The 19000-nt window shown below is 71.5% G+C and carries 22 protein-coding genes; 18 read left to right on the top strand and 4 right to left on the bottom strand.

Features of this window, described 5'->3' with window-relative positions; all coding sequences use genetic code 11:
* The 12 genes from ABFX51_RS23085 to ABFX51_RS23030 all read left to right on the top strand — a co-directional run.
* The coding region (locus ABFX51_RS23085; protein WP_346054886.1) for an ABC transporter permease subunit at positions 1–370 on the top strand (370 nt) is incomplete at its 5' end.
* On the top strand, positions 367–1218 hold the full coding sequence (locus ABFX51_RS23080) for an ABC transporter permease (RefSeq protein ID WP_346054885.1): 852 nt from the start codon (positions 367–369) through the stop codon (positions 1216–1218). The genes ABFX51_RS23085 and ABFX51_RS23080, both read left to right, overlap by 4 nt.
* Entirely contained in the window at positions 1215–2852 is a 1638-nt protein-coding gene (locus tag ABFX51_RS23075; RefSeq protein ID WP_346054884.1) for a dipeptide ABC transporter ATP-binding protein, read from the top strand. The genes ABFX51_RS23080 and ABFX51_RS23075 overlap by 4 nt, the downstream gene beginning before the upstream one ends.
* Before the next feature lie 10 nt (positions 2853–2862).
* The gene (locus ABFX51_RS23070) at positions 2863–4068 is read left to right on the top strand and encodes an LLM class flavin-dependent oxidoreductase (RefSeq protein WP_346054883.1); all 1206 of its coding nucleotides are present in this window, start codon (positions 2863–2865) and stop codon (positions 4066–4068) included.
* Entirely contained in the window at positions 4068–4949 is an 882-nt protein-coding gene (locus ABFX51_RS23065) for an LLM class oxidoreductase (RefSeq protein ID WP_346054882.1), read from the top strand. The genes ABFX51_RS23070 and ABFX51_RS23065 overlap by 1 nt, the downstream gene beginning before the upstream one ends.
* On the top strand, positions 4946–6139 hold the full coding sequence (locus ABFX51_RS23060) for an acyl-CoA dehydrogenase family protein (RefSeq protein ID WP_346054881.1): 1194 nt from the start codon (positions 4946–4948) through the stop codon (positions 6137–6139). The genes ABFX51_RS23065 and ABFX51_RS23060 overlap by 4 nt, the downstream gene beginning before the upstream one ends.
* Positions 6140–6149: 10 nt before the next feature.
* Positions 6150–7169: an aldo/keto reductase gene (locus tag ABFX51_RS23055; protein WP_346054880.1), complete on the top strand. Its 1020-nt coding sequence runs from the start codon at positions 6150–6152 to the stop codon at positions 7167–7169.
* On the top strand, positions 7166–8179 hold the full coding sequence (locus ABFX51_RS23050; protein ID WP_346054879.1) for an aldo/keto reductase: 1014 nt from the start codon (positions 7166–7168) through the stop codon (positions 8177–8179). The genes ABFX51_RS23055 and ABFX51_RS23050 overlap by 4 nt, the downstream gene beginning before the upstream one ends.
* Positions 8176–9225 (top strand): LLM class flavin-dependent oxidoreductase, encoded by a 1050-nt coding sequence (locus ABFX51_RS23045; protein WP_346054878.1) that lies wholly within the window; start codon positions 8176–8178, stop codon positions 9223–9225. Before ABFX51_RS23050 ends, ABFX51_RS23045 begins: the two co-directional genes overlap by 4 nt.
* A complete protein-coding gene (locus tag ABFX51_RS23040; RefSeq protein ID WP_346054877.1) occupies positions 9222–10538 on the top strand; it encodes an NtaA/DmoA family FMN-dependent monooxygenase in 1317 nt (438 codons plus the stop codon). The genes ABFX51_RS23045 and ABFX51_RS23040 overlap by 4 nt, the downstream gene beginning before the upstream one ends.
* Positions 10535–11602, top strand: coding sequence for an LLM class flavin-dependent oxidoreductase (locus ABFX51_RS23035; RefSeq protein WP_346054876.1), 1068 nt, complete (start codon positions 10535–10537; stop codon positions 11600–11602). Before ABFX51_RS23040 ends, ABFX51_RS23035 begins: the two co-directional genes overlap by 4 nt.
* Positions 11599–12414 (top strand): nitroreductase family protein, encoded by an 816-nt coding sequence (locus ABFX51_RS23030; RefSeq protein WP_346054875.1) that lies wholly within the window; start codon positions 11599–11601, stop codon positions 12412–12414. Before ABFX51_RS23035 ends, ABFX51_RS23030 begins: the two co-directional genes overlap by 4 nt.
* Positions 12415–12469: 55 nt before the next feature.
* Here ABFX51_RS23030 and ABFX51_RS23025 read toward each other — a convergent pair whose 3' ends face one another.
* On the bottom strand, positions 12470–12784 hold the full coding sequence (locus ABFX51_RS23025) for a hypothetical protein (RefSeq protein ID WP_346054874.1): 315 nt from the start codon (positions 12782–12784) through the stop codon (positions 12470–12472).
* A gap of 78 nt (positions 12785–12862) precedes the next feature.
* Here ABFX51_RS23025 and ABFX51_RS23020 point away from each other — a divergent pair, with 78 nt between their 5' ends.
* Positions 12863–13474, top strand: a complete 612-nt coding sequence (locus ABFX51_RS23020) for a prepilin peptidase (RefSeq protein ID WP_346054873.1) — start codon at positions 12863–12865, stop codon at positions 13472–13474.
* A gap of 112 nt (positions 13475–13586) precedes the next feature.
* On the opposite strand, the gene ABFX51_RS23015 is transcribed toward ABFX51_RS23020, so the two are convergent.
* Together ABFX51_RS23015 and ABFX51_RS23010 are read right to left on the bottom strand one after the other, a co-directional pair.
* Positions 13587–14144, bottom strand: a complete 558-nt coding sequence (locus ABFX51_RS23015; protein WP_346054872.1) for an HD domain-containing protein — start codon at positions 14142–14144, stop codon at positions 13587–13589.
* A gap of 11 nt (positions 14145–14155) precedes the next feature.
* A complete protein-coding gene (locus ABFX51_RS23010) occupies positions 14156–15220 on the bottom strand; it encodes a helix-turn-helix domain-containing protein (protein ID WP_346054871.1) in 1065 nt (354 codons plus the stop codon).
* 190 nt (positions 15221–15410) lie between these two features.
* Here ABFX51_RS23010 and ABFX51_RS23005 point away from each other — a divergent pair, with 190 nt between their 5' ends.
* The 4 genes from ABFX51_RS23005 to ABFX51_RS22990 are packed head-to-tail and all read left to right on the top strand — an operon-like array spanning position 15411 to position 17437.
* Positions 15411–15863 carry a glycine-rich domain-containing protein gene (locus tag ABFX51_RS23005; RefSeq protein WP_346054870.1) on the top strand — a complete coding sequence of 151 codons (453 nt, stop codon included), beginning with the start codon at positions 15411–15413 and terminating at the stop codon, positions 15861–15863.
* A 14-nt stretch (positions 15864–15877) separates the two neighbouring features.
* Positions 15878–16822 carry a phosphotransferase gene (locus ABFX51_RS23000; RefSeq protein WP_091514125.1) on the top strand — a complete coding sequence of 315 codons (945 nt, stop codon included), beginning with the start codon at positions 15878–15880 and terminating at the stop codon, positions 16820–16822.
* Positions 16797–17114, top strand: a complete 318-nt coding sequence (locus tag ABFX51_RS22995; RefSeq protein WP_143249974.1) for a hypothetical protein — start codon at positions 16797–16799, stop codon at positions 17112–17114. Before ABFX51_RS23000 ends, ABFX51_RS22995 begins: the two co-directional genes overlap by 26 nt.
* An 11-nt stretch (positions 17115–17125) precedes the next feature.
* Positions 17126–17437: a hypothetical protein gene (locus ABFX51_RS22990; protein WP_091514128.1), complete on the top strand. Its 312-nt coding sequence runs from the start codon at positions 17126–17128 to the stop codon at positions 17435–17437.
* Between the two features lie 12 nt (positions 17438–17449).
* Here ABFX51_RS22990 and ABFX51_RS22985 read toward each other — a convergent pair whose 3' ends face one another.
* A complete protein-coding gene (locus tag ABFX51_RS22985) occupies positions 17450–18307 on the bottom strand; it encodes a helix-turn-helix domain-containing protein (protein WP_143249975.1) in 858 nt (285 codons plus the stop codon).
* A gap of 274 nt (positions 18308–18581) precedes the next feature.
* Between ABFX51_RS22985 and ABFX51_RS22980 the strand changes: the two genes are divergently transcribed.
* Positions 18582–18851 (top strand): winged helix-turn-helix domain-containing protein, encoded by a 270-nt coding sequence (locus ABFX51_RS22980; RefSeq protein ID WP_091514132.1) that lies wholly within the window; start codon positions 18582–18584, stop codon positions 18849–18851.
* The last annotated feature ends 149 nt before the right edge of the window (positions 18852–19000 follow it).

The following is a 19000-nucleotide window of genomic DNA, read 5'->3' as shown; positions in this document are numbered from 1 at the left end:
CCGACGTCCTCTACCACGCACTCCACACCGACCACCACCACTTGACATAGAAGCTTCCACGCGCGGGCGGATCATCGTCGGCGACGTGTTCCGCAACGCGAGCCTGCCCGCGTTGACGATCGCGGCGGTGACGTTCGGCAGCCTCATGGTCAACGCGGTCATCGTGGAGACCGTGTTCGCCCGCAAGGGCCTCGGCCGGATGACCCAGACCGCGATCAACACCCTCGACCTGCCGTTGGTGCAGGGCATCGTGGTGTTCGTCGCCGCCGCGTTCGCGCTGATCAACCTGGTCGTGGACCTGGTGTACCCGCTGCTGGACCCGCGTCTGCGCGCCACGCTCGCGGTCGCCGGGGGAAGGGGGACCCGATGACGGCGACCGTCCTGGCGCCCACCCGGTCCGGCGCGCTGCGGCGCCTCGGGGAGGCGGCGCGCCGGCCCGGGCTGGTGCTGGCGTGGGTGATCGTGCTGGTGGCGCTGGGGTGGGCGCTGTTCCCGTCGCTGTTCACCTCCTACAGCCCCTACGCCGGCGACCCGGACGCCAGCTTCGCCCCGCCCGGCGCCGAGCACTGGTTCGGCACCGACCGGCTGGGGCGGGACCTGTTCGCCCGCACCGTGCACGGGGCCGGCACCACGCTGACCGCGACCCTGTTCGCGGTGTTGATCGGGTTCGGCGCCGGCTCGCTGCTGGGGCTGGTCGCCGGGTTCGCCCGCGGCTGGGCCGACACCGCGATCATGCGAGTGGTCGACGTGTTCCTGGCGATCCCGAACCTGTTGCTGGCCATGGTGATCGTGTCGGTGCTGGGTTACGCCACCGACAACATCGCCCTCGCCGTGGGGATCTCCTCGATCGCGTCGTTCGCCCGGGTGATGCGGGCCGAGGTGCTCTCCGTCGCCTCACGAGACTACGTACGCGCGGCCTACGGGCTGGGGGTGCGCAGATTCGGCGTCGTGGTGCGGCACATCGTGCCGAACTCACTGAGCTCGGTGCTCGCACTGGCGGCGCTGGAGATCGGCTCGGCGATCCTGTCGGTCGCCGGGCTCGGGTTCCTCGGTTACGGCGCCCCGCCGCCGGAGCCGGAGTGGGGGCTGCTGGTGGCCGAGGGCCGCGACTTCGTGGCCGTGCACCCGTGGATTTCGCTGCTGCCGGGCGTGGCGCTGGCCGCGGTCGTGCTCGCCACCCACCGGATCAGCACGTCGTTGAGAAAGGACCACGGATGAGCGAGGACCCGCTGCTGCGGATCACCGGCCTGGCGGTCGACTACCGCACCGGCCGTCGTGCCTGGACCACTGCGGTCCACGACGTCAGCCTGCACGTCGAACCCGGCGAGTTCGTGTCGCTGGTCGGCGAGTCCGGATCGGGCAAGACCACCGTGATCCAGGGTGCGCTGGGCCTGCTGCCGGACTCGGCGCGGATCCGGTCGGGCACGATCGAGTTCTCCGGTGTGGACGTGACCGGGTGGAACGACCAGCGGATGGCGCTGGTGCGCGGCAACCACGTGGGTTTCGTGCCGCAGGACCCGAACACCTCGCTCAACCCGGTCAAGCGGATCGGGCAGCAGGTGGTCGAGGCGGTCCGCTTCAACGAACCGGGCAAGCGGACCGCGGCCGAGCACCGGGCGGCCGCGCTGGAGAGCCTGCGCACCGCGGGCCTGGCCGACGCGGAGCGCGTGTTCGGGCAGTACCCGCACGAGTTGTCCGGGGGCATGAAACAACGCGCGCTCATCGCGATCGCACTGGCGGGCAAGCCGAAGATCATCGTCGCCGACGAGCCCACCAGCGCGCTGGACGTGACATTCCAGAAGGTCATCCTGGACCACCTGGAGCGGCTGCGCGAGGAGCTGGGCATCGGCATCCTGCTGGTCACCCACGATCTCGGGGTGGCGCTGGACCGGTCGGACCGGATCCTGGTCATGCGGGGCGGGCGGATCGTCGAATCCGGTCCGGTGCGGGAGGTGCTGGACGCCACCGCCGACGACTACACGCGACAGTTGCTCGACGCCAATCCGGCGCGTCACGCCGGGCGGCTGGAACCGGCGTCCGGCACCCGGGTGGTCCCGGGCGAGGTGGTGTTGCGGGCGAACGGCCTGAGCAAGACCTACCAGCTGCGGGGCCGCGGTGAGCTGCGTGCCCTGGATGCCGCGGATCTGGTGGTGCGCAAGGGAACCACGCACGCGATCGTGGGGGAGTCCGGGGCGGGGAAGTCGACGCTGGCGAGCATCCTGGCCGGTTTCACGACCGCCGAGGCGGGCACGGTCCACCTGGGCGAGCGTTCGCTCACCGGGCTGCGCGGAGCCGAGTTGCGCGCGGTGCGCCGGGACCTGCAGTTCGTGTTCCAGAACCCGTTCACCTCGCTCGACCCGCGGTGGACGGTCGCCAAGCTGGTGGCCGAGCCGTTGCGCGCGTTCGGGCTCGGTGGCACCCGGCGTGAGCGGACCGGGCGGGTGGTCGAGCTGCTGACGGCGGTGGCGCTGGACGAGAGCCACCTGCACCGCCTGCCCGGCCAGCTCTCCGGTGGTCAGCGGCAGCGGGTCGCGATCGCCCGCGCGCTGGCGCTCACCCCGCAGGTGCTGGTGCTCGACGAGGCGGTCAGCGCGCTCGACGTCGTGGCGCAGGCGCAGATCCTGCAGTTGCTCGTCGACCTGCAGGCCGAGTTCGGGCTGAGCTACGTGTTCGTCACCCACGACCTGGGCGTGGTCCGGCTGATCGCGCACGACGTGTCCGTGATGAAGGACGGCGCGGTGGTCGAGACCGGCCCGGTGGAGCGGATCTTCGGCGCCCCGGAGCACCCCTACACCCGAGAACTGCTGGACGCGATCCCCGGCACGCGCCTGGCCGCGGCCGGCGCGCGGTAAGGAGCGAAGAGTGCTGCACCTCAACGTCAACATCCTCAACGCGGGCGTGTTCGGCGGGTCCTGGCGGTACCCGGGCACCGACGGCACCGCCAGCTACACGATCGAGCACTACACCTCGATCGCGAAGAAAGCCGAGGAGGCCAAGCTCGACGCCGTGTTCCTGGCCGACGGCCCGGCGCTGGACCCCGGCATCAAGCACCGCACCGGCAACAACTTCGAGCCCACCACGGTGCTCGCGCGGATCGCGGCCCGGACGGAGCGGATCGGGCTGATCGGCACCCTGTCCTCCTCCTACAACGACCCGGTCGAACTGGCCCGCCGCCTCGGCGACCTCGACCACGTCAGCGGTGGCCGGTTCGGCTGGAACGTGGTCACCACCGCGGGACCGGTGGCCGCCCGCAACTTCGGCCGCGACGGCGAGATCGACCACACGGTGCGGTACCAGCGCGCCGCGTGGTTCACCCAGCGGGTGGTGGCGGCGTGGGCGTCGCGCACCCGGTTCCCCTCGCCGCAGGGCCGTCCGGTGGTGGTGCAGGCCGGCGGGTCCAGCGACGGGCGCCGGCTCGCATCCCGGGTCGCCGAGGTGGTGTTCTCGGCCGACCAGGACCTGGAGCACGCGCGCGCCTTCCGGGCGGAGATCCGCGCCGGTGCCGTCCAGTTCGGACGCGACCCGGCGGAGATCGTGGTGCTGCCGGGGCTGTCCACCGTCGTCGGCAGCACCGAGGCGGAGGCGAAGCGGCGCCGCGAGTTGCTGGACGAGCTGCTCCCGGACGCCTACGGCCGCGGCCGGCTCGCGGCCCAGCTGGGGATCTCGCTGGACGGTCTGCGCGACGACGAACCGATCCCGGCCGGCTTGCTCGTCGAACCCGACGAGGCGGGCGGATCGCAGACGTTCTACCGGGTCGTCAAGGAGATCATCGACCGGGAGAACCCGACACTGGGCACGTTGCTCAAGCGGTTGTCCGGCGGTGGCGGGCACCGCATCGTCACCGGCACCCCGGAGCAGATCGCCGACGACATCGAGACCTGGTACCGCGCCGGCGCGGCGGACGGGTTCAACGTGATGCCCGATGTGCTGCCCTCCGGTTTCGACGACTTCGCCGACCACGTCGTCCCCGAACTGCGCAGGCGCGGGCTGTTCCGCACCGACTACGACGGCACCACGCTGCGCGCCCACCTCGGCCTCGGCCTGCCCGCTCTGGAAGGAGCCGCCTGATGAGCACGATCGTGCAGCTGGCCCTCGCGGTCGGCGACCGCGTCTCGCTGAGCGAGGCGAGCGCGCTGACCGCGCTGGCCCGGGAGTCCGGGGTGGCGGCGATCCGCCTGGCCGACACCCCGCACACCCTCGACCCGACGGTGACCGCGTCCCACCTCGCCGGAGTCCACAGTGGAATCGGCTTCGTCACCGAGGTGCCGACCACGCACCACGCGCCCTACAACACCGCGCGCCGGGTGTCGTCGCTGGACCGCGCCACCGGTGGCCGGGCGGGCATCGCCCTGCTCGCCGGGGACGGGGACGAGGTCAGCGACGCGACCGCCCCGGATCCCGCCGCGGTGGATCCGGCGCGGCGGTGGAGCGAGTACGCCGGTGTCCTGACCCGGCTGTGGGAGTCGTTCCCGTCCCAGGCGCTGATCGGCGACCAGGAGGCGGCTCTGGTCGTGCAGGAGGAGCTGATCCGGCCGGTCGGTCACGACGGGGTGTACTACCGGGTGGCGGGTCCGCTGGACGGGCCGTCGTCGGCGCAGGGCCGCCCCGTGGTGGTCGCCGACCTCGGCGTCCTCGACCCGGCCGCGGTGGCGGAGTCCGCGGATGTCGTCGTGGTCGAGCACGCGGCCGGGGCCGACGACGCCCTCACCGAAGCGCTGCACGCGGTGGGCCGCGACCGCCGGGAGGTGACGTTGCTGGGCCGGGTCCCGGTGGGTTCGCCCGCGGATGTCCTGGCGTGGGTGCACGAGCACCGGCTGGACGGTGTCGAGCTGGTGCCCGCGGGCGGCGCCGGCGAGGTGGCGGCGGTGCTGCGGGCGTGGGCGACCGAGGCCGCCCCGCCGCCGACGCTGCGGGCCGCGCTCGGCCTGCGGGCGGAGGTGGCGGCATGACCGCGGTGGCTCCCGCCCCGACCGTCGAGGGCATCCGCGCCGCGGTCGCCCCGATCCTCGCGCGTTTGCGGGCGACCGCCGCTGTCCGGGAACGCGCTCGGGACTACGCCTTCGCCGACGTCCGGGCGCTCGCCGAGCAGCGGATCACGCTGACCGGGATCGCCGTGCGGGACGGCGGGGCGGGCGGCTCGGTGCGCGACGTGGCCGACCTGGTGGTGGCGATCGCCCGCGCCGATTCGAACGTGGCCCAGGCGTTGCGCAGCAGCTTCCTCACCGCGAACCGGGTCGCGACGCGGCCCGATCTGCCGCACCGGGAGGTGACGCTCCGGCGGTTGCGGGCCGGGGACCTGTTCGCCGGAACCAGCAACGAGCGCACCGGCGGCGCCAGCGGTTCGGTGAGCACGACGTTGCGCCGCGACGGCGACGGTTACCTGCTCAACGGCGAGAAGTACTACTCGACCGGCGGGCTCTACGCGTCGTGGTTCTCCGGCTCGGCCCTGGACGACAACGGCGACGTCGTGTTCTTCACGGTGCCGGTGGACCGCGCGGGGGTGCACCGGCTGGACGACTTCGACGCCGTCGGCCAGCGACTGACCGCCAGCGGCACCACGCGGCTGGTGAACGTCCGCGTCACAGCCGAGGAGATCGCGCCGCGCGACAACCACCTGCTGGACAACCCGTGGCTGGGATCGTTCGCCCAGCTGTACCTGGCGGCGATTGAGGCGGGCATCGCCGCGGCCGCCCTCGACGACGCCGCCGCGTTCGGCCGAGAGAAGGCCCGGCCGATCAAGCACAGCTCGGCGTCGAGGTCGGTCGAGGACCCGTACGTGCGGGAGACCGTGGGGGAGATCGCGGCACGGGCGCACGCCGCGCGGTCCGCGGTGCTGCTGGCCGCCGAGGTGCTGGAGCGGGTGCGCGGACTGAGCGGCGCGCAGGCGCGCACGGTGGGGGCGGAGGCCGCGGTCACGGTGGCGCAGGCCGGTGTGGTGGCGATCGAGTCCGCGCTGCGCGCCGCCGAACTGCTCTTCGACGTCGCGGGCGGCTCCATCACCGACCGCGACCTCGGCTTCGACCGGCACTGGCGCAACGCCCGCGTGGTCGCCAACCACAACCCACGGCGCTGGAAGGCCGCGGTCGCCGGCGCCTACCACCTCACCGGCGAGGAACCGCCGACGACCGGGCTCTTCTAGGAGGACCACGTTGACCCTCGAACCCACCCGGGTGCTGGGACGCACCGGCGTCCTGCTCACCCCGCTCACCCTCGGCGCCATGAACTTCGGCAGCCGGCAGGACGAGGACGCCGGCGTCGGCATCATCCACGCCGCGCTGGACGCCGGGATCACCGCGATCGACACCGCCGACGTCTACGGCCAGGGCCGCTCCGAGGAGATCGTCGGCAAGGCCATCCGGGGCAGACGCGACGACATCTTCCTCGCCACCAAGTTCTCCGGCCGCGTCGGCGACGACCCGCGGCACGCGGGCACGTCCCGCCGCTGGATCGTGCGCGCCGTGGAGGACAGCCTGCGGCGGCTGGGCACCGACCACCTCGACCTCTACCAGGCGCACCGGCCCGACCCGCGCACGAGCCTGCTGGAAACCCTGCAGACGCTCAGCGACCTGGTGCGCCAGGGCAAGATCCGCTACTACGGCACGTCGGTGTTCCCGGCGCACCAGCTCGTCGAGGCGCACTGGCTGGCCGAAAAACACGGCCTCATCGCCCCGCACACCGAGCAGCTGCCCTATTCGCTGCTCGTGCGCGGCGCCGAACGCGAGGTCTTCCCCGTGACACGCAAGTACGGCGTCGGCGTGCTCGGCTACGGGCCGCTCGCCGCCGGCTGGCTGTCCGGGAAGTACCGGATCGGTGGCGGGCAACCGGAGTCGGCGCGCGCCGATCTCGTGCCCGGCCGGTTCGACGTCTCGCTGGAACGCAACCAGCGCAAGCTCGCCGCCGCCGACGCGCTCGCCCGGCTCGCCGAGGACACCGGGCGGTCCCTGGTCGACCTCGCCGTCGGGTTCGCGCTCACCCACCCGGCGGTGAGCAGCGTGATCATCGGCCCGCGCACCAGCGAGCACCTGGCCGCCTACCTCAAGGCCGCCACCGTCGAGCTGGACGAGGACACCCTCGACCGCATCGACGAGATCGTCAGCCCCGGCACGCAGTTCCTCGAACGCGACACCGGCCGGGAATTCCCCGTCCGCGACAACAGGAAGGCCCCATGAGCACCTACATGCCCGCCGACGACCGCTACGACGCCGCCGAGTTCCGCCGCGCCGGCCACTCCGGTCTCGACCTGCCCGCGTTCTCCTTCGGGCTGTGGCAGAAGTTCGGCCCCGGCTACTCCTACGACACCCGGCGCGAGATCGTGCTGCGCGCCTTCGACCTGGGCATCGCCCACTTCGACAACGCCGACCGCTACGGGCCGCCGCACCGCGCCGCGCAGGAGTTCTTCGGCCAAGTGCTCGCCCGCGACCTCAAGCCGTACCGGGACGAGCTGATCCTGTCCACCAAGGCAGGCAACCCGATCGGCAAGAGCCCCTACCTCAAGGGCGCCTCGCGCAAGTCGCTGCTGGCCTCGCTCGACCACAGCCTGCGCGACCTGGGCACCGACTACGTCGACATCTTCTACAGCCACAGCCCGGACGAGAGCACCCCGCTGGAGGAGACGGTTGGCGCCCTGGTCAGCGCGGTGCAGCAGGGCAAGGCGCTCTACGTCGGCATCTCCAACTACCAGCCGGACCGGGCGCGTGAGATCGCCGGGCTGCTGCGGCGGGCCGGTGTCCCGCTGCTGGTCCACCAGCCGCGGTATTCGATCTTCGACCGGCGGCCGGAGCGCAACGGCCTGCTGGAGCTGGCCGCCGCCGAGGGGTTCGGCCTGGTCGTGTACTCGCCGCTGGCGCAGGGGTTGCTGACCGACAAGTACCTGGTGGACATCCCCGACGGCGCGCGGGCGCGGGACAGCGCTTTCCTGTCGCCGGAGGTCATCGACGACACCTACCGGCAGCGGGCCGCGGCGTTGAACAAGATCGCGGCCGACCGTGGCCAGTCGCTGGCGCAGCTGGCGCTGCAGTGGGTGCTGCGCCGCCCGGAGGTCACCTCGGCGTTGATCGGCGCCAGTTCGGTCGCGCAGCTGGACCACAACGTGCGGGCGCTGGATTTCCCGCCGCTGACCGAGGCGGAGCTGGCGGCGATCGACGAGCATGGCGTGCACGGCACCGGGCTGGCGCTGTGAACGCCCCGATCGGTGCGGGTGTGGAGGACGGGCGGCCGTTCCGGCTGAACTTCCTGCTGCACCTCGACGACGACCTGGCGCCGGCGCGGGCCTACCGGCAGGGGATCGAGCTGTTCCGCATCGCCGAGGAGCTGGGCTACGACTCGGGCTGGGTGATCCAGCGGCACTTCCGGCAGGGCAAGGAACACGTGTCCGCGCCGCTGGTCGTGCTCGCCGCGATCGCCGAGCACACCAGCCGCATCGGGCTGGGCACCGGTGTGCTGGTGCTGCCGCTGGAGGACCCGCTCAAGGTGGCCGAGGACGCGGCGACCCTGGACGAGCTGTCCGGCGGGCGCCTGGAACTCGGGGTCGGATCGGGGCCGTTCCCCGGCGCGTGGGAGGCGTTCGGGCGGGACCTGGACCGGCGGCACGACGAGTTCGACGCCGCGGTGGCGCGGCTGCACGAGGTGCTCGACGGCAAGGCGCTCAACAGCCTCGGCGAGGTGCTGCACCCACCCGGCGCCGGGGTGCGGCAGCGGCTGTGGCAGGCCACGACCAGCGCTCCCGGCCGGGCCGTGGCGTCCGCGGCGGCGGCCGGCCGCGCCGGGGACGGGCTGCAACTGTCCCGCGCCACCGCGTGGAGCGGCGGTTCGGTGCGCGAGGCGCAGCAGGCGCAGGCGGAGTGGATCCAGGCCTACCGGGCGGCGTGGACCGAGCCTGGTCGCGCGCCGCGGGTGCAGGTGTCGCGGGCGGTCTACCCGCACCCGGACCGGGCGGCGGCGGTGCGGCTGGTGACGCCCGGGGTGCGGCGGTGGCAGAGCTGGCAGTCGCACCGGCGGGCCGCCGCGGGGCTCGGTGTGGCGGAGTACCTGGCGGCCGACCACGCGCTGCTCGGCCCGGCCGCGGAGCTGGCGGGAGAGCTCGCCGCCGACCCGGCCCTGCGACAGGCGACCGACCTGCTGGTCAGTTTCGTGCCCGGGGTGCCCGGCTTCGACGAGCACGTGCGGCTGCTGACGGACACGGCGACGGAACTCGCGCCGTTGCTGGGATGGAGCCCGGCGTCGTGACCTTCCACCTGAACCTGTCGTTGATGACGCCCGGGCACTTCCGCACCGCGTGGCGGCTCCCGCACGCCGACCCACTGGCCTATGTGGACATCGACCACTACCGGCGGCTCGCGCGGATCGCCGAGGACGCGAAGATCGACGCGGTGTTCCTCGGCGACAGCCCGGCGCTGCGCGGCGAGATCGAGGACGCGCCGGGCACCGGTCTCGACCCGCTCGTGCTGCTGGGGCACCTGGCGGCGATCACCACGCACCTCGGGGTGATCGCCACCAGCTCGACCACCTACAACTCGCCCTACAACCTCGCCCGGCGTTTCCAATCGCTGGACCACGTGACGCGAGGCCGGGCCGCGGTCAACGTCGTCACCACCGGCAGTCCCGCGGCGGCGGCGAACTTCGGTCTCGCCGAGCACCCGCCGAAGGGGGAGCGGTACCGGCGGGCGCACGAATTCCTCGAGGTCGTCACGCGGCTGTGGGACAGCTGGGACCAGGACGCGATCGTCGCCGACAAGCGGGGCGGCCGCTACGCCGACCCGGACCTCATCCACCGCATCGACCACGTGGGCGAGTTCTTCTCGGTGGCAGGCCCGCTGCCGGTCACCGCGGGACCGCAGGGGCGGCCGGTGATCGTGCAGGCCGGCGGGTCCGCGGAGGGGCTCGCGCTGGCAGGGCGGTTCGCCGACGTGGTGTTCACGGTGGCCCAGACCCAGGCCAAGGCCGTGGCCTTCCGCGACGACATCCGCGTGCGGGCGGCCGGAGCCGGGCGCCACCCCGACGACGTGAAGGTCTCGCTCGGCGTGGTCGTGCTCGTCGCGGAGACCGAGGCACAGGCCCGGCGCCGGGAACAGGAGCTGTACGCGACACTGCCGATCGAGCGGTTGTCCGCCGCGCTCGTGGCGAACCTCGGGCTGCCGCCGGACAGGTTCGGGCCGGATGATCCGATCACGGTCGCCGACCTGCCGGACCGGGTGCCGGAGAGCGCCTTCTCCGCCGGGTTCAGCGCCTCCACCCGCGCCCTGATCGCCGACGGGCCGCGCACGCCGCGGGAGCTCGTGCAGCGGGGCGCCGGGGGATCGGGGCACCGGCTGCTGGTCGGTTCGGCCGAGCAGGTCGCCGACGACCTGCAGGCGTGGTACGAGGCCGGCGCCGCCGACGGGTTCACGGTGATGCCCGCCGACATCGCCGTCGACTTCGAGAACTTCGCCCGGCTGGTCGTGCCGATCCTGCAGGAGCGCGGCCTGTTCCAGACCGGGTACCGCCACCCGACCCTGCGCGGCCGTCTCCTGGCGCGCCTGACCGAGGGAGCATTGTCGTGAGTGCCGAATTCCTGTGGTACATCCCGAACCAGGCCGAGCCCGGCCACCGCGGCGACGCCGTCACCGCCGACCACAACAGCCTGGACACCCTCACCGCACAGGCGAAAGCCCTGGAGGAGCACGGCTGGGGCGGCGCGCTGATCGGCACCGGCTGGGGACGGCCGGACACCTTCACGGTCGCCACCGCACTGGCCGCGCGCACGACGACGTTCCAGCCGTTGATCGCGGTGCGGCCCGGCTACTGGCGGCCGGCGAACTTCGCCTCCGCCGCCGCGACACTGGACCACCTCACGCAGGGGCGGGTGCTGGTCAACATCGTGTCCGGAAAGGACAACCTCGCCGCCTACGGCGACAGCGAAGGCGACCAGGCCCAGCGGTACGCGCGCACCAAGGAGTTCCTGCGGATCGTGCGCAGGTTGTGGACCGAGGAGAACGTCACATTCCACGGCGAGCACTTCAGCGTCACCGACGCGACGGTGGCGCCGCGCCCGGTGGTGCGAGGCGAGCGCCGTCATCCGCGCCTGTACTTCGGCGGCGCGTCCGCGGCGGCCGAGGAGGTCGCCGCCACCGAGGCCGACGTGCAGTTGTTCTGGGGCGAGCCGCTGGACGGGGTCGCCGAGCGGATCGACCGGCTGGAGCGGCTGAGCGAGAAACTCGGCCGGGGGCACGCGCCGCTGGAGTACGGGCTGCGCGTGACGACGCTGGTGCGGGACACGACGGAGCAGGCGTGGGCCGACGCGGAGGCGAAGGTCGAGGCGATGGCGAAGGGCGCGATCAGCCGCGACCCCAACCGGTTCGTCGCCACCGGCCAGCAACGGCTCCTGGAGCTGGCCACCCGAGGCGACGTGCTCGACGACAACCTCTACACCGCGCCCGGCCGCTACGGCGGTGGCGGCGCCGGGACCACGTGGCTCGTCGGCTCGGCCGAGGACGTGGCGAAGTCGCTGCGCCGCTACCAGTCGCTGGGCATCACGCACTTCGTCCTGTCCGACACCCCGTACCTGCCGGAGATCAAACGCCAGGGCGATCAGCTGCTGCCGCTGCTGAGGGAGGACAGCCGATGACGGTCGAGGACCCCTACCGCGCCCGGTACGGTCCCGGCGCGCAGACGGACCTCCCCGATCTGTGGAGCGACCTGGTGGCCGCGCAGCTGGCCCACCGCTCGGTGCGCGCCTACCTGCCGGATCCGGTCTCCGACGCGACGCTGACCACGCTGATCGCGGCGGCCCAGTCCGCGCCGTCGTCGAGCAACCTGCAGTTGTGGAGCGTGGTCGCCGTCCGTGATCCGCGGCGGCGCGCCCGGCTGGCCGAGGTCGCCGGCGGTCAGCGGCACATCGTGGAGGCGCCACTGCTGCTGGTGTGGCTCGCCGACCTCGCCCGCGCCCGGCGGATCGCGGCGGAGGCGGGCGCCTCCGGCGAGGGGGCGGACTACCTGGAAAGCGCTCTGGTGGCCGTCATCGATGCCGCGCTGGCGGCCCAGAACGCCGCGCTGGCCGCGGAATCCCTCGGGCTGGGCACGGTGTTCGCCGGCGCGTTGCGCAACGACCCGCTCGCGGTGTCGCGCGAGCTGGGGCTGCCCGCACACGTGTTCCCGGTTTCCGGGCTCGTGGTGGGGCACCCGGACCCGGCGCGGCCCACCGGGGTCAAGCCGCGGCTGGCGCAACGCGTGGTGCTGCACCACGAGCGCTACGACGACTCCGCGCAGGCCGACGGGATCCGCGACTACGAGAAACTCCTGGCCGACTTCTACACCGAGGCGGGCCTGGAGCCCAGCTGGCTGCGGCGGGTGGCGGACCGCTTCGGCAGCGTCGAGGGACTGCGCGGCCGCGACAGGCTGCGCGAAGCGTTCCGGCGACAGGGTTTCCAGCTGCGCTGACGCTAGCTTGTGCATCTCCACCCGGGTGATGCGCTTCCGCCGGGCAGCGAACCCATCACCCGGGACGCGATGGGGTGCCCGCCTCGCCGCCGCCGCTCCAGTCCGCATAGGACTCGTTGTCGGCTCGGTACTTGAGGGCATTGGTGGAATCGCTGCAATCCGTGACGATGACCCTGGTCGGCTCGTTCGCCGGTTCGGCGGACATGACTCTGGCGTCGTGGGTCGCCTCGCCCTTCGTCACCAATCCGTTGTAGTGATCGGCGTAAAGGCCTCGCGACAGGTTCGTCAGCGCCAGGCCGGTCGCGTGCTGCGCGAGCTTGGACGATTGCCAGTCGGACGTGCTCCCGGCTTCGGCGAAGTCCTGCCACATCCCCAGATAGGCCGCCAGCGCGTCCTGTTTCGCCCTGTCCGCGACGGTCTGCGATGGACGTGGCCCTTGAATCCATTGGTGCTGACCGGCTGGGCCGCGGCCGGCGCCGGGCTGGCCCTCGGGCTACGAGTGCTGCCGCCCGCATGGACGCTCGGTGCGAGAGAGTTGGTGGCCTCCGCCGTGCTGACGGCTGCGCTTTTTGCCGCCGTGGGCTGGCGGTTCGGGTGGGGGATCGACCTCGTCGCGTACAGCACGTTTTCGCTGGTGGTGGCGCCTCTTGCGGTGATCGACTTCCTCGAGCGACGCCTGCCCAGCGCGCTGATCCTCGCGGGTCTCCTCGCGCTCGGGACGATCTTCGGCCTGGGGGCGGTGCTCACGGCTGGCTACGCGGACTTCCTCCGAGCCGTGGCGGGGATGGTCGTTCTTGGCCTTGCTTACCTCGTGCTCGCGCTCGCTGCGGGTGGCCTCGGCGCTGGAGACGTGAAGCTCGCCGGACTGCTCGGGCTCGCGCTGGGCTGGCAGAGCTGGACGGTCGTCATGGTCGGCACGGTCGCGGGGTGGCTGCTCGCTGCCGTGGCGCGCCTTGTGTTACGAGCGATGGGTCGAATGTCACGCGATGCGCCGATGCCCCTTGGGCCGTACCTAGCGCTTGGCGCGTTGGTGACCATCCTCGGCGGCCTCGCGCATTGAGTAGGCTCGGAATAATCCACCGGCGCATAGATGGGCGATTGTTTGTAGCTGAGCCGCCGAAATCGCTAGAATAATCTGGGTAGGCGATGTTTAGGGTTCTAGATTATTTGCGCTAGCGGTCGCGCCAGGCAAGTGGGGAGAGCGCTACGGCAGCCTCGGCGACCTGCTGTGCGGTGGTGGTCGATAGGCCTTTGAGGGCGCTGTCGATCCACCCTTGGACGCGGTGGACGCCGATGTCGCGGTATTCGACGGCTTGGAGGAGCATCTCGAGCTTGTCCGCATCACGGGCGCAGCGGGCTTCGGTGGTCGTCGCTGTTTCGTACTCGTTGACGGCGTCGCGGACGGTGGCGCGTGCGGCGTCGGGCAGCCTGGCGGTTTGGTCGGCGGTGATTTGCTTGGGGTCGGGTTTGGTGAGGTAGGGCTTGACGGTGTGGGGCAGGTCGCCGGTGCGGGTTTCCTGGGTGTCGTGCCAGAGGGCGAGGTAGGCGGCGCGGGCCGGATCGGCGCCTTCCTCGGCGGCCAGCAGTCCGGCCAGCTGGGCGACGCGCAGGGAGTGCTCGGCCACCGATTCGGGGTCGCGAACGCCGGCGTGCCACCAGCCCGAGCGCCGGATCCGTTTGAGGATGCCGAGCTCGTAGCCGAAGCAGGCGATGGCGCTGGCGTCTGACACGCGTGGTTCTCCTATCGGTCGGCGATGCGGAGGGCGTAGTGCAGGCCGGCGAACTGGTCCCGCTCGGCGCGGGTGAGTTCGTCGGTGGACAGGCCCACCTCGACGGCCTCCTCGAGCGGCGGGCGCAGGTGGGGCCAGTCGGTCAGCAGTGACGGGCGTGAGGCTATCAACGTGAACAGGGTGTGCAGGTTGAGCGGTAGGTGGGGCGAGGACGGCGCGACGCGGCGGGTGAGGTGTTCCAGCAGGTGCACCCCGCCCCAGGAGCGGGGGTCGGCGTGCAGCATGAAGGCGTCGTCGACGTGGTCCTCGCGCAGTTCGCCGATCCAGTAGGCCCAGTAGTTCAGGTTCGCCACGTCCGGAGTCGAGCCCGTGGCCATGGCGGCGGTGAAGTCGCGCAGCACGTCGCCGTCGCCGCGGCCGGCCAGCGCGACCGAGGCCGAGCGGGTTTCCAGCAGCCGGTTGACGTTGTCGGTGTGGATGGTCTGGCGGCTGGCGCGTGCCCACTCGCCGCGGAGCCAGTCGACGCTGGCGGGCCGCTGGTCGAAGCTGAGCAGGTAGACCGCTTGGCGGCGCAGCAGGGCTTGGTCGGGGCCGCAGGCGCGGTCGGCGAGGGTGAGCAGGTGGTCGAAGAATCGTGCTCGCTCATCGGGGTAGAGCACGGGTTGCGACGCCGTTGGTCCCCGTCGGCGAGCGGGTACTGCCAGTGGGCGGAGTTGCTCGGGCAGGATTCCGGTGATCGGCCACGTGATCAGGTTCGTCAGTGACCGGCGATGCACGTTGGCGGCTAGGGGATGCTGCGCCGGGTCCAGCCAGGCCGGACCGGCGTCCACCGCCGCGGCGAGGACGACGTCGGCTTCGATGGCCTCGTGCAGATGCCGGCCCACGGACGCCGGCGCGCCGAGCCGGGTCAGGGTGGACCGGAGTCGGAGGAAGTCCCGGGTCTGCATCGCGGCGAGGGGCCTGCGGCCGGATTCCCAGCCCTGCACCGTCGTGACGTCGACGCCCGCGGCCTCGGCGAACTGGTCTTGCGTCGCGCCCGCGGATTGGCGGGCGAGCTTGAGCACGAACCCCGCCACGACGCCCAGGCAGCGTGATCCCTGACTGCCGGTCGGTGTTCGTGACGCCCTCGCCATGCGTTCGCCCCCAGGTCGAGCCTCCGTCGCGACCGCAACCCGTACTGGCAGCCCGTTCTGCCGCGGTCGCCCCGATCGTAACGTGTTCCCAAGCGATTACGGCGAGTGATCGCACATGCTGAAGGAGGACACGTTGACAGCAGTACTGAGCACCCCGATGACTGGCCAGTCTCTGGTCGAGCCGGCTTTGTTCGAGCGGTTGGTGAACCGGATTGTCGCCGAGCACGACCTCGCGCGGGGCCTGGCCGAACGCATCGTGGACCAGGCGCTGGCCTTCCTGGCCGCGTGCGCCCGCAACACCGGTGACCCGCTCGCGCCCAGTGAGCTGGTGGACATCGGCTGGCACACCTTCGTCCTGCACACCCGCGACTACGCGGCTTTCTGCGAGCGGATCGCCGGCCGGTTCCTGCACCACGTGCCTACTGCGGACCACGACCCGGCCGCCAGCGAGGATACCGCCCGCGGGACGGTGGCGGCGATCGAGGCCGCGGGCTTCACGCTCGACTCCGAGCTGTGGCCGCAGGCGGCCGGGTGCACCGGTTGCCACAATGGCTGCCACGACGACCCGCCGCCGGCCCGCGACTGACAGGGAGTTTCACGATGCCTCGCAGCACCTGGGACGAGCTCCCCGCCACGGTGCAAGCCGCGATCGAACGCAAGGCCGGGCTGGTCGCGCGCGCCGAGATCCCCTCGGCGGGACGCAACTCGGACTTCTCGGCCACGTTGCACCTGCACTCCGGCGGAGTCGTGTTCTGCAAGGGCATCGCCGATGCCGAGGGCAAACGCGGCGCGGTGCACCGCCACGAGGCGGACATCAACCCGTGGTTGCCCTCGGCCCTCGCGCCGCGACTGCGCTGGCGCATCGAGGCCGACGGCTGGCTGCTACTCGGCTTCGACCGCGTCACAGGCGCCCACGCCGACCTCACACCCGGCTCACCGGACCTGCCCGTGGTGGCCGACGCCATGGCAGCGCTGGGGCGCGACCTCGCCGACTGCCCAGCACCCGCACCCCGGCTGGCCGATCAGTGGGCACGACTCGCACCCTGGCGACGGCTCGCCAAGAACCCGCCACCCGGGATGTCGGTACCTGAGCAGCTCATAGCGTGGGAGGCGCGAGCGGTCGAGGCCGCCGACGGGCACGACCTGGTGCACACCGACCTGCACTCGCTCAACATCCTGGTCGCCGGGCGGCAAGCCACGATCATCGACTGGGCGTGGTCGCGCACCGGATCTGCGGCGGTCGACGTGGCGTTCCTCATCGCCCGGCTGATCGCCGCCGGCCACACCCCGCCTGCTGCCGAGGATTGGGCCGAGGCGCTCCCGGTGTGGCAACGAACTCCACCGGCCGCGCGCACCGCGCTGGCGGTCGAGATCTGGGGCATCTGGCAGTACCAGGCCGCGCAGCAGCACCGCGACCTGTGGCGCATCCTCGTCCCGGCCGCCCGCGCCTGGGCCACGCACCGCCTGGGCGACAACACGGGCGTCGAACACCAGTTCGATGACGTGTTAGCCTCGGGACATGAACGTGGAGGGCCTGACCGGTGAGCACTACGACGGGCTCGTCAACTACCGCGTCGATCCCCACGGTGAGCGGGTCGTCGTCCTGCCCGCGATCTGCAGGGCGGGCCGACATTCCCTTGTCGTGGCGGGATACCGCGCCGTTGCCGACAGTGCTGGCGTCGCTGTCGAGTGCCAGGCGTGCCGGGCCGAAGGCGTTTCTCCGGCAGCGTGGCACTTCGGCACGGCCGGGCCACTCGCCGCGCGGGCCGAGTTCGATGACCAGCCGTACCTCGATCGATGGACTCGGTCGGACGCTGCGCGCCCGGGCCGGAGGTAGGGGGTCTGCGGATGCTGCACAGCCCGTACACCCGGTTCAGGGGCGACGACGACCACGGGCGGGCCCCCGTCATCACACCGGTCTGGGTTCGGCTCGACGCCATCTACCTGCGAGTGCCGGGCGCGCCCGTGCACACCGTCGTCACTGGACTGGACATGACCGGTGAGGTGCCCGGTCGCCTGACGGGCTGGTTCTCCACCGCGAAGGGGGACTGGCTCGGCGTCGTCGACTTCGACATCCCGTATGCGGACGCGCGGCGGAACAAGCTCGAGGTCGTCGACCAGCTCGTCCCGGCCTACGCCCTACGTCGCCGCGACGACTGACCGCGGTCTGTCTCATGGTGACGGGGTTCTCAACTCCCGGAGAACATCCTCGAGGTGCCGACGAGTTTCCGCCGGCGTCAGGGCTAATCGCGCGAGCGTGGCACGAAGCTGTCGGTAGCGTCCGACGATTTCGCGATCGGTCAGGAGGGTGACCGCCCCGAGGTGCTGGATGACGACGGCGTCCTCGCCATCGTCCCGGTCGTAGAGCGCAAAAGGGCCAAGCTGCCCGTCATGCCAATCCGGACCCTCGAGTACGAGACGCACCGCGGCCCATCGCTGGTCGAGGACCTCGATCAACCGCTGAACCTGCTTCGCCATGACGGTCACCCCGCCGACGCGCCAGGTGAGTGCCGGTCGGCCGAGGAAAACTTCATACTTGGTTCGTCGGTGCTCGACCACTGCGGCCTGGCGTTCGGATTTGGAGGGCAAGTCGCTCATATCGGATGTAACGTGACGGGCGTAATCGTCACTCTGCAAGAGATCGGGGATGCGCAGAGGTGACCACTCTGTGATCGAGGTGGCTTGCTTTTCGAGCTCCATCGCCTTGGCGGTTTGATGTGAAATGCCGAAAAGGCCGGGGGTGCCACGGTTCGGGGTTGCCCGTTTCGGAGTGACCCACGCCGCGACCTGGAGCAGGTCTGCGCGTGCTTTACCCGTGATTCCCAGGGTGTCGGCGAGCGCTTTCGTCTGCTCGCCGGTCGGGACAAGTGTGCCGTCGAGCCACCGGCTCACGGTGGTATGCGAGACGCCGAGCTGGCGACCGATGTCTCGCGTGGTGGGCCGAGGTGAGCAAGCTAACCAGTGCGAGCGCAGAAGACGTGCGAGCGGCTGGCCGTCGAGCTGCTTCGCCGTATCGGGGTGCCTCGGCATGGGCCAAGAGTACCGAGAAAGACCTTTGTCAGAACGACCCGGATGGGCTATTGCCCCTTCTCGCTGCCGCCATGCACCGTTGTTTGGTGCGTAAGTTTTCGCACCAAACTTGGAGGGAAGATATGTGGCGATGGATTTCGCGTATTTGCGGCGGTGTGCCTTCTGCGACTAGGAACGGTCGATCGCAGCATCGTCCTCGCCACGCGATGCCTGAACGTGTGAAGGTGGCGCTCAACGAAGAAAACGGCTGGGGACGCGTTCGCCGGAGTCGGCGATGACGGAGGATCAGCGAACCCCGCAATATCTCTACCGGACGGTTTTCGAGCAGTTCAAAGCCCGTATCGAATCCGGCGAACTGGCGCCCAACACGCCGCTTCCGGCCGAACGGCGTCTGGCAGCGGAACTCGGCGTCGCGCTGGGCACCCTTCGCCACGCGACTCAGCTCTTACGGGAGGAGGGACTCGTCGTCACGGTGCCGTCGAAGGGGACCTTCATCCGCGACACGCGGCTGAAGTCCGCCGAGGGTGCCGGGGCGCGATCTTGATAAATGCGAAGTCTCGCCGCTCCGCCTGTGCGGCCGCGAGTGGATGACTCGCGGCCGCAGAGGTGTCGTTGTCAGTGACCGGCGCTCTGCCCGCCGTCGACGTGCAGGATCTCGCCTGTCACGAACGGACCTAACGCTTCAGCATACGA

The sequence above is a fragment of the Amycolatopsis dongchuanensis genome (genome assembly GCF_039542405.1).
GTDB lineage: Bacteria > Actinomycetota > Actinomycetes > Mycobacteriales > Pseudonocardiaceae > Amycolatopsis_E > Amycolatopsis_E sacchari.
Note: the sequence above shows the minus strand (reverse complement) of the source record. Positions and strands in the feature narration are given on the sequence as shown.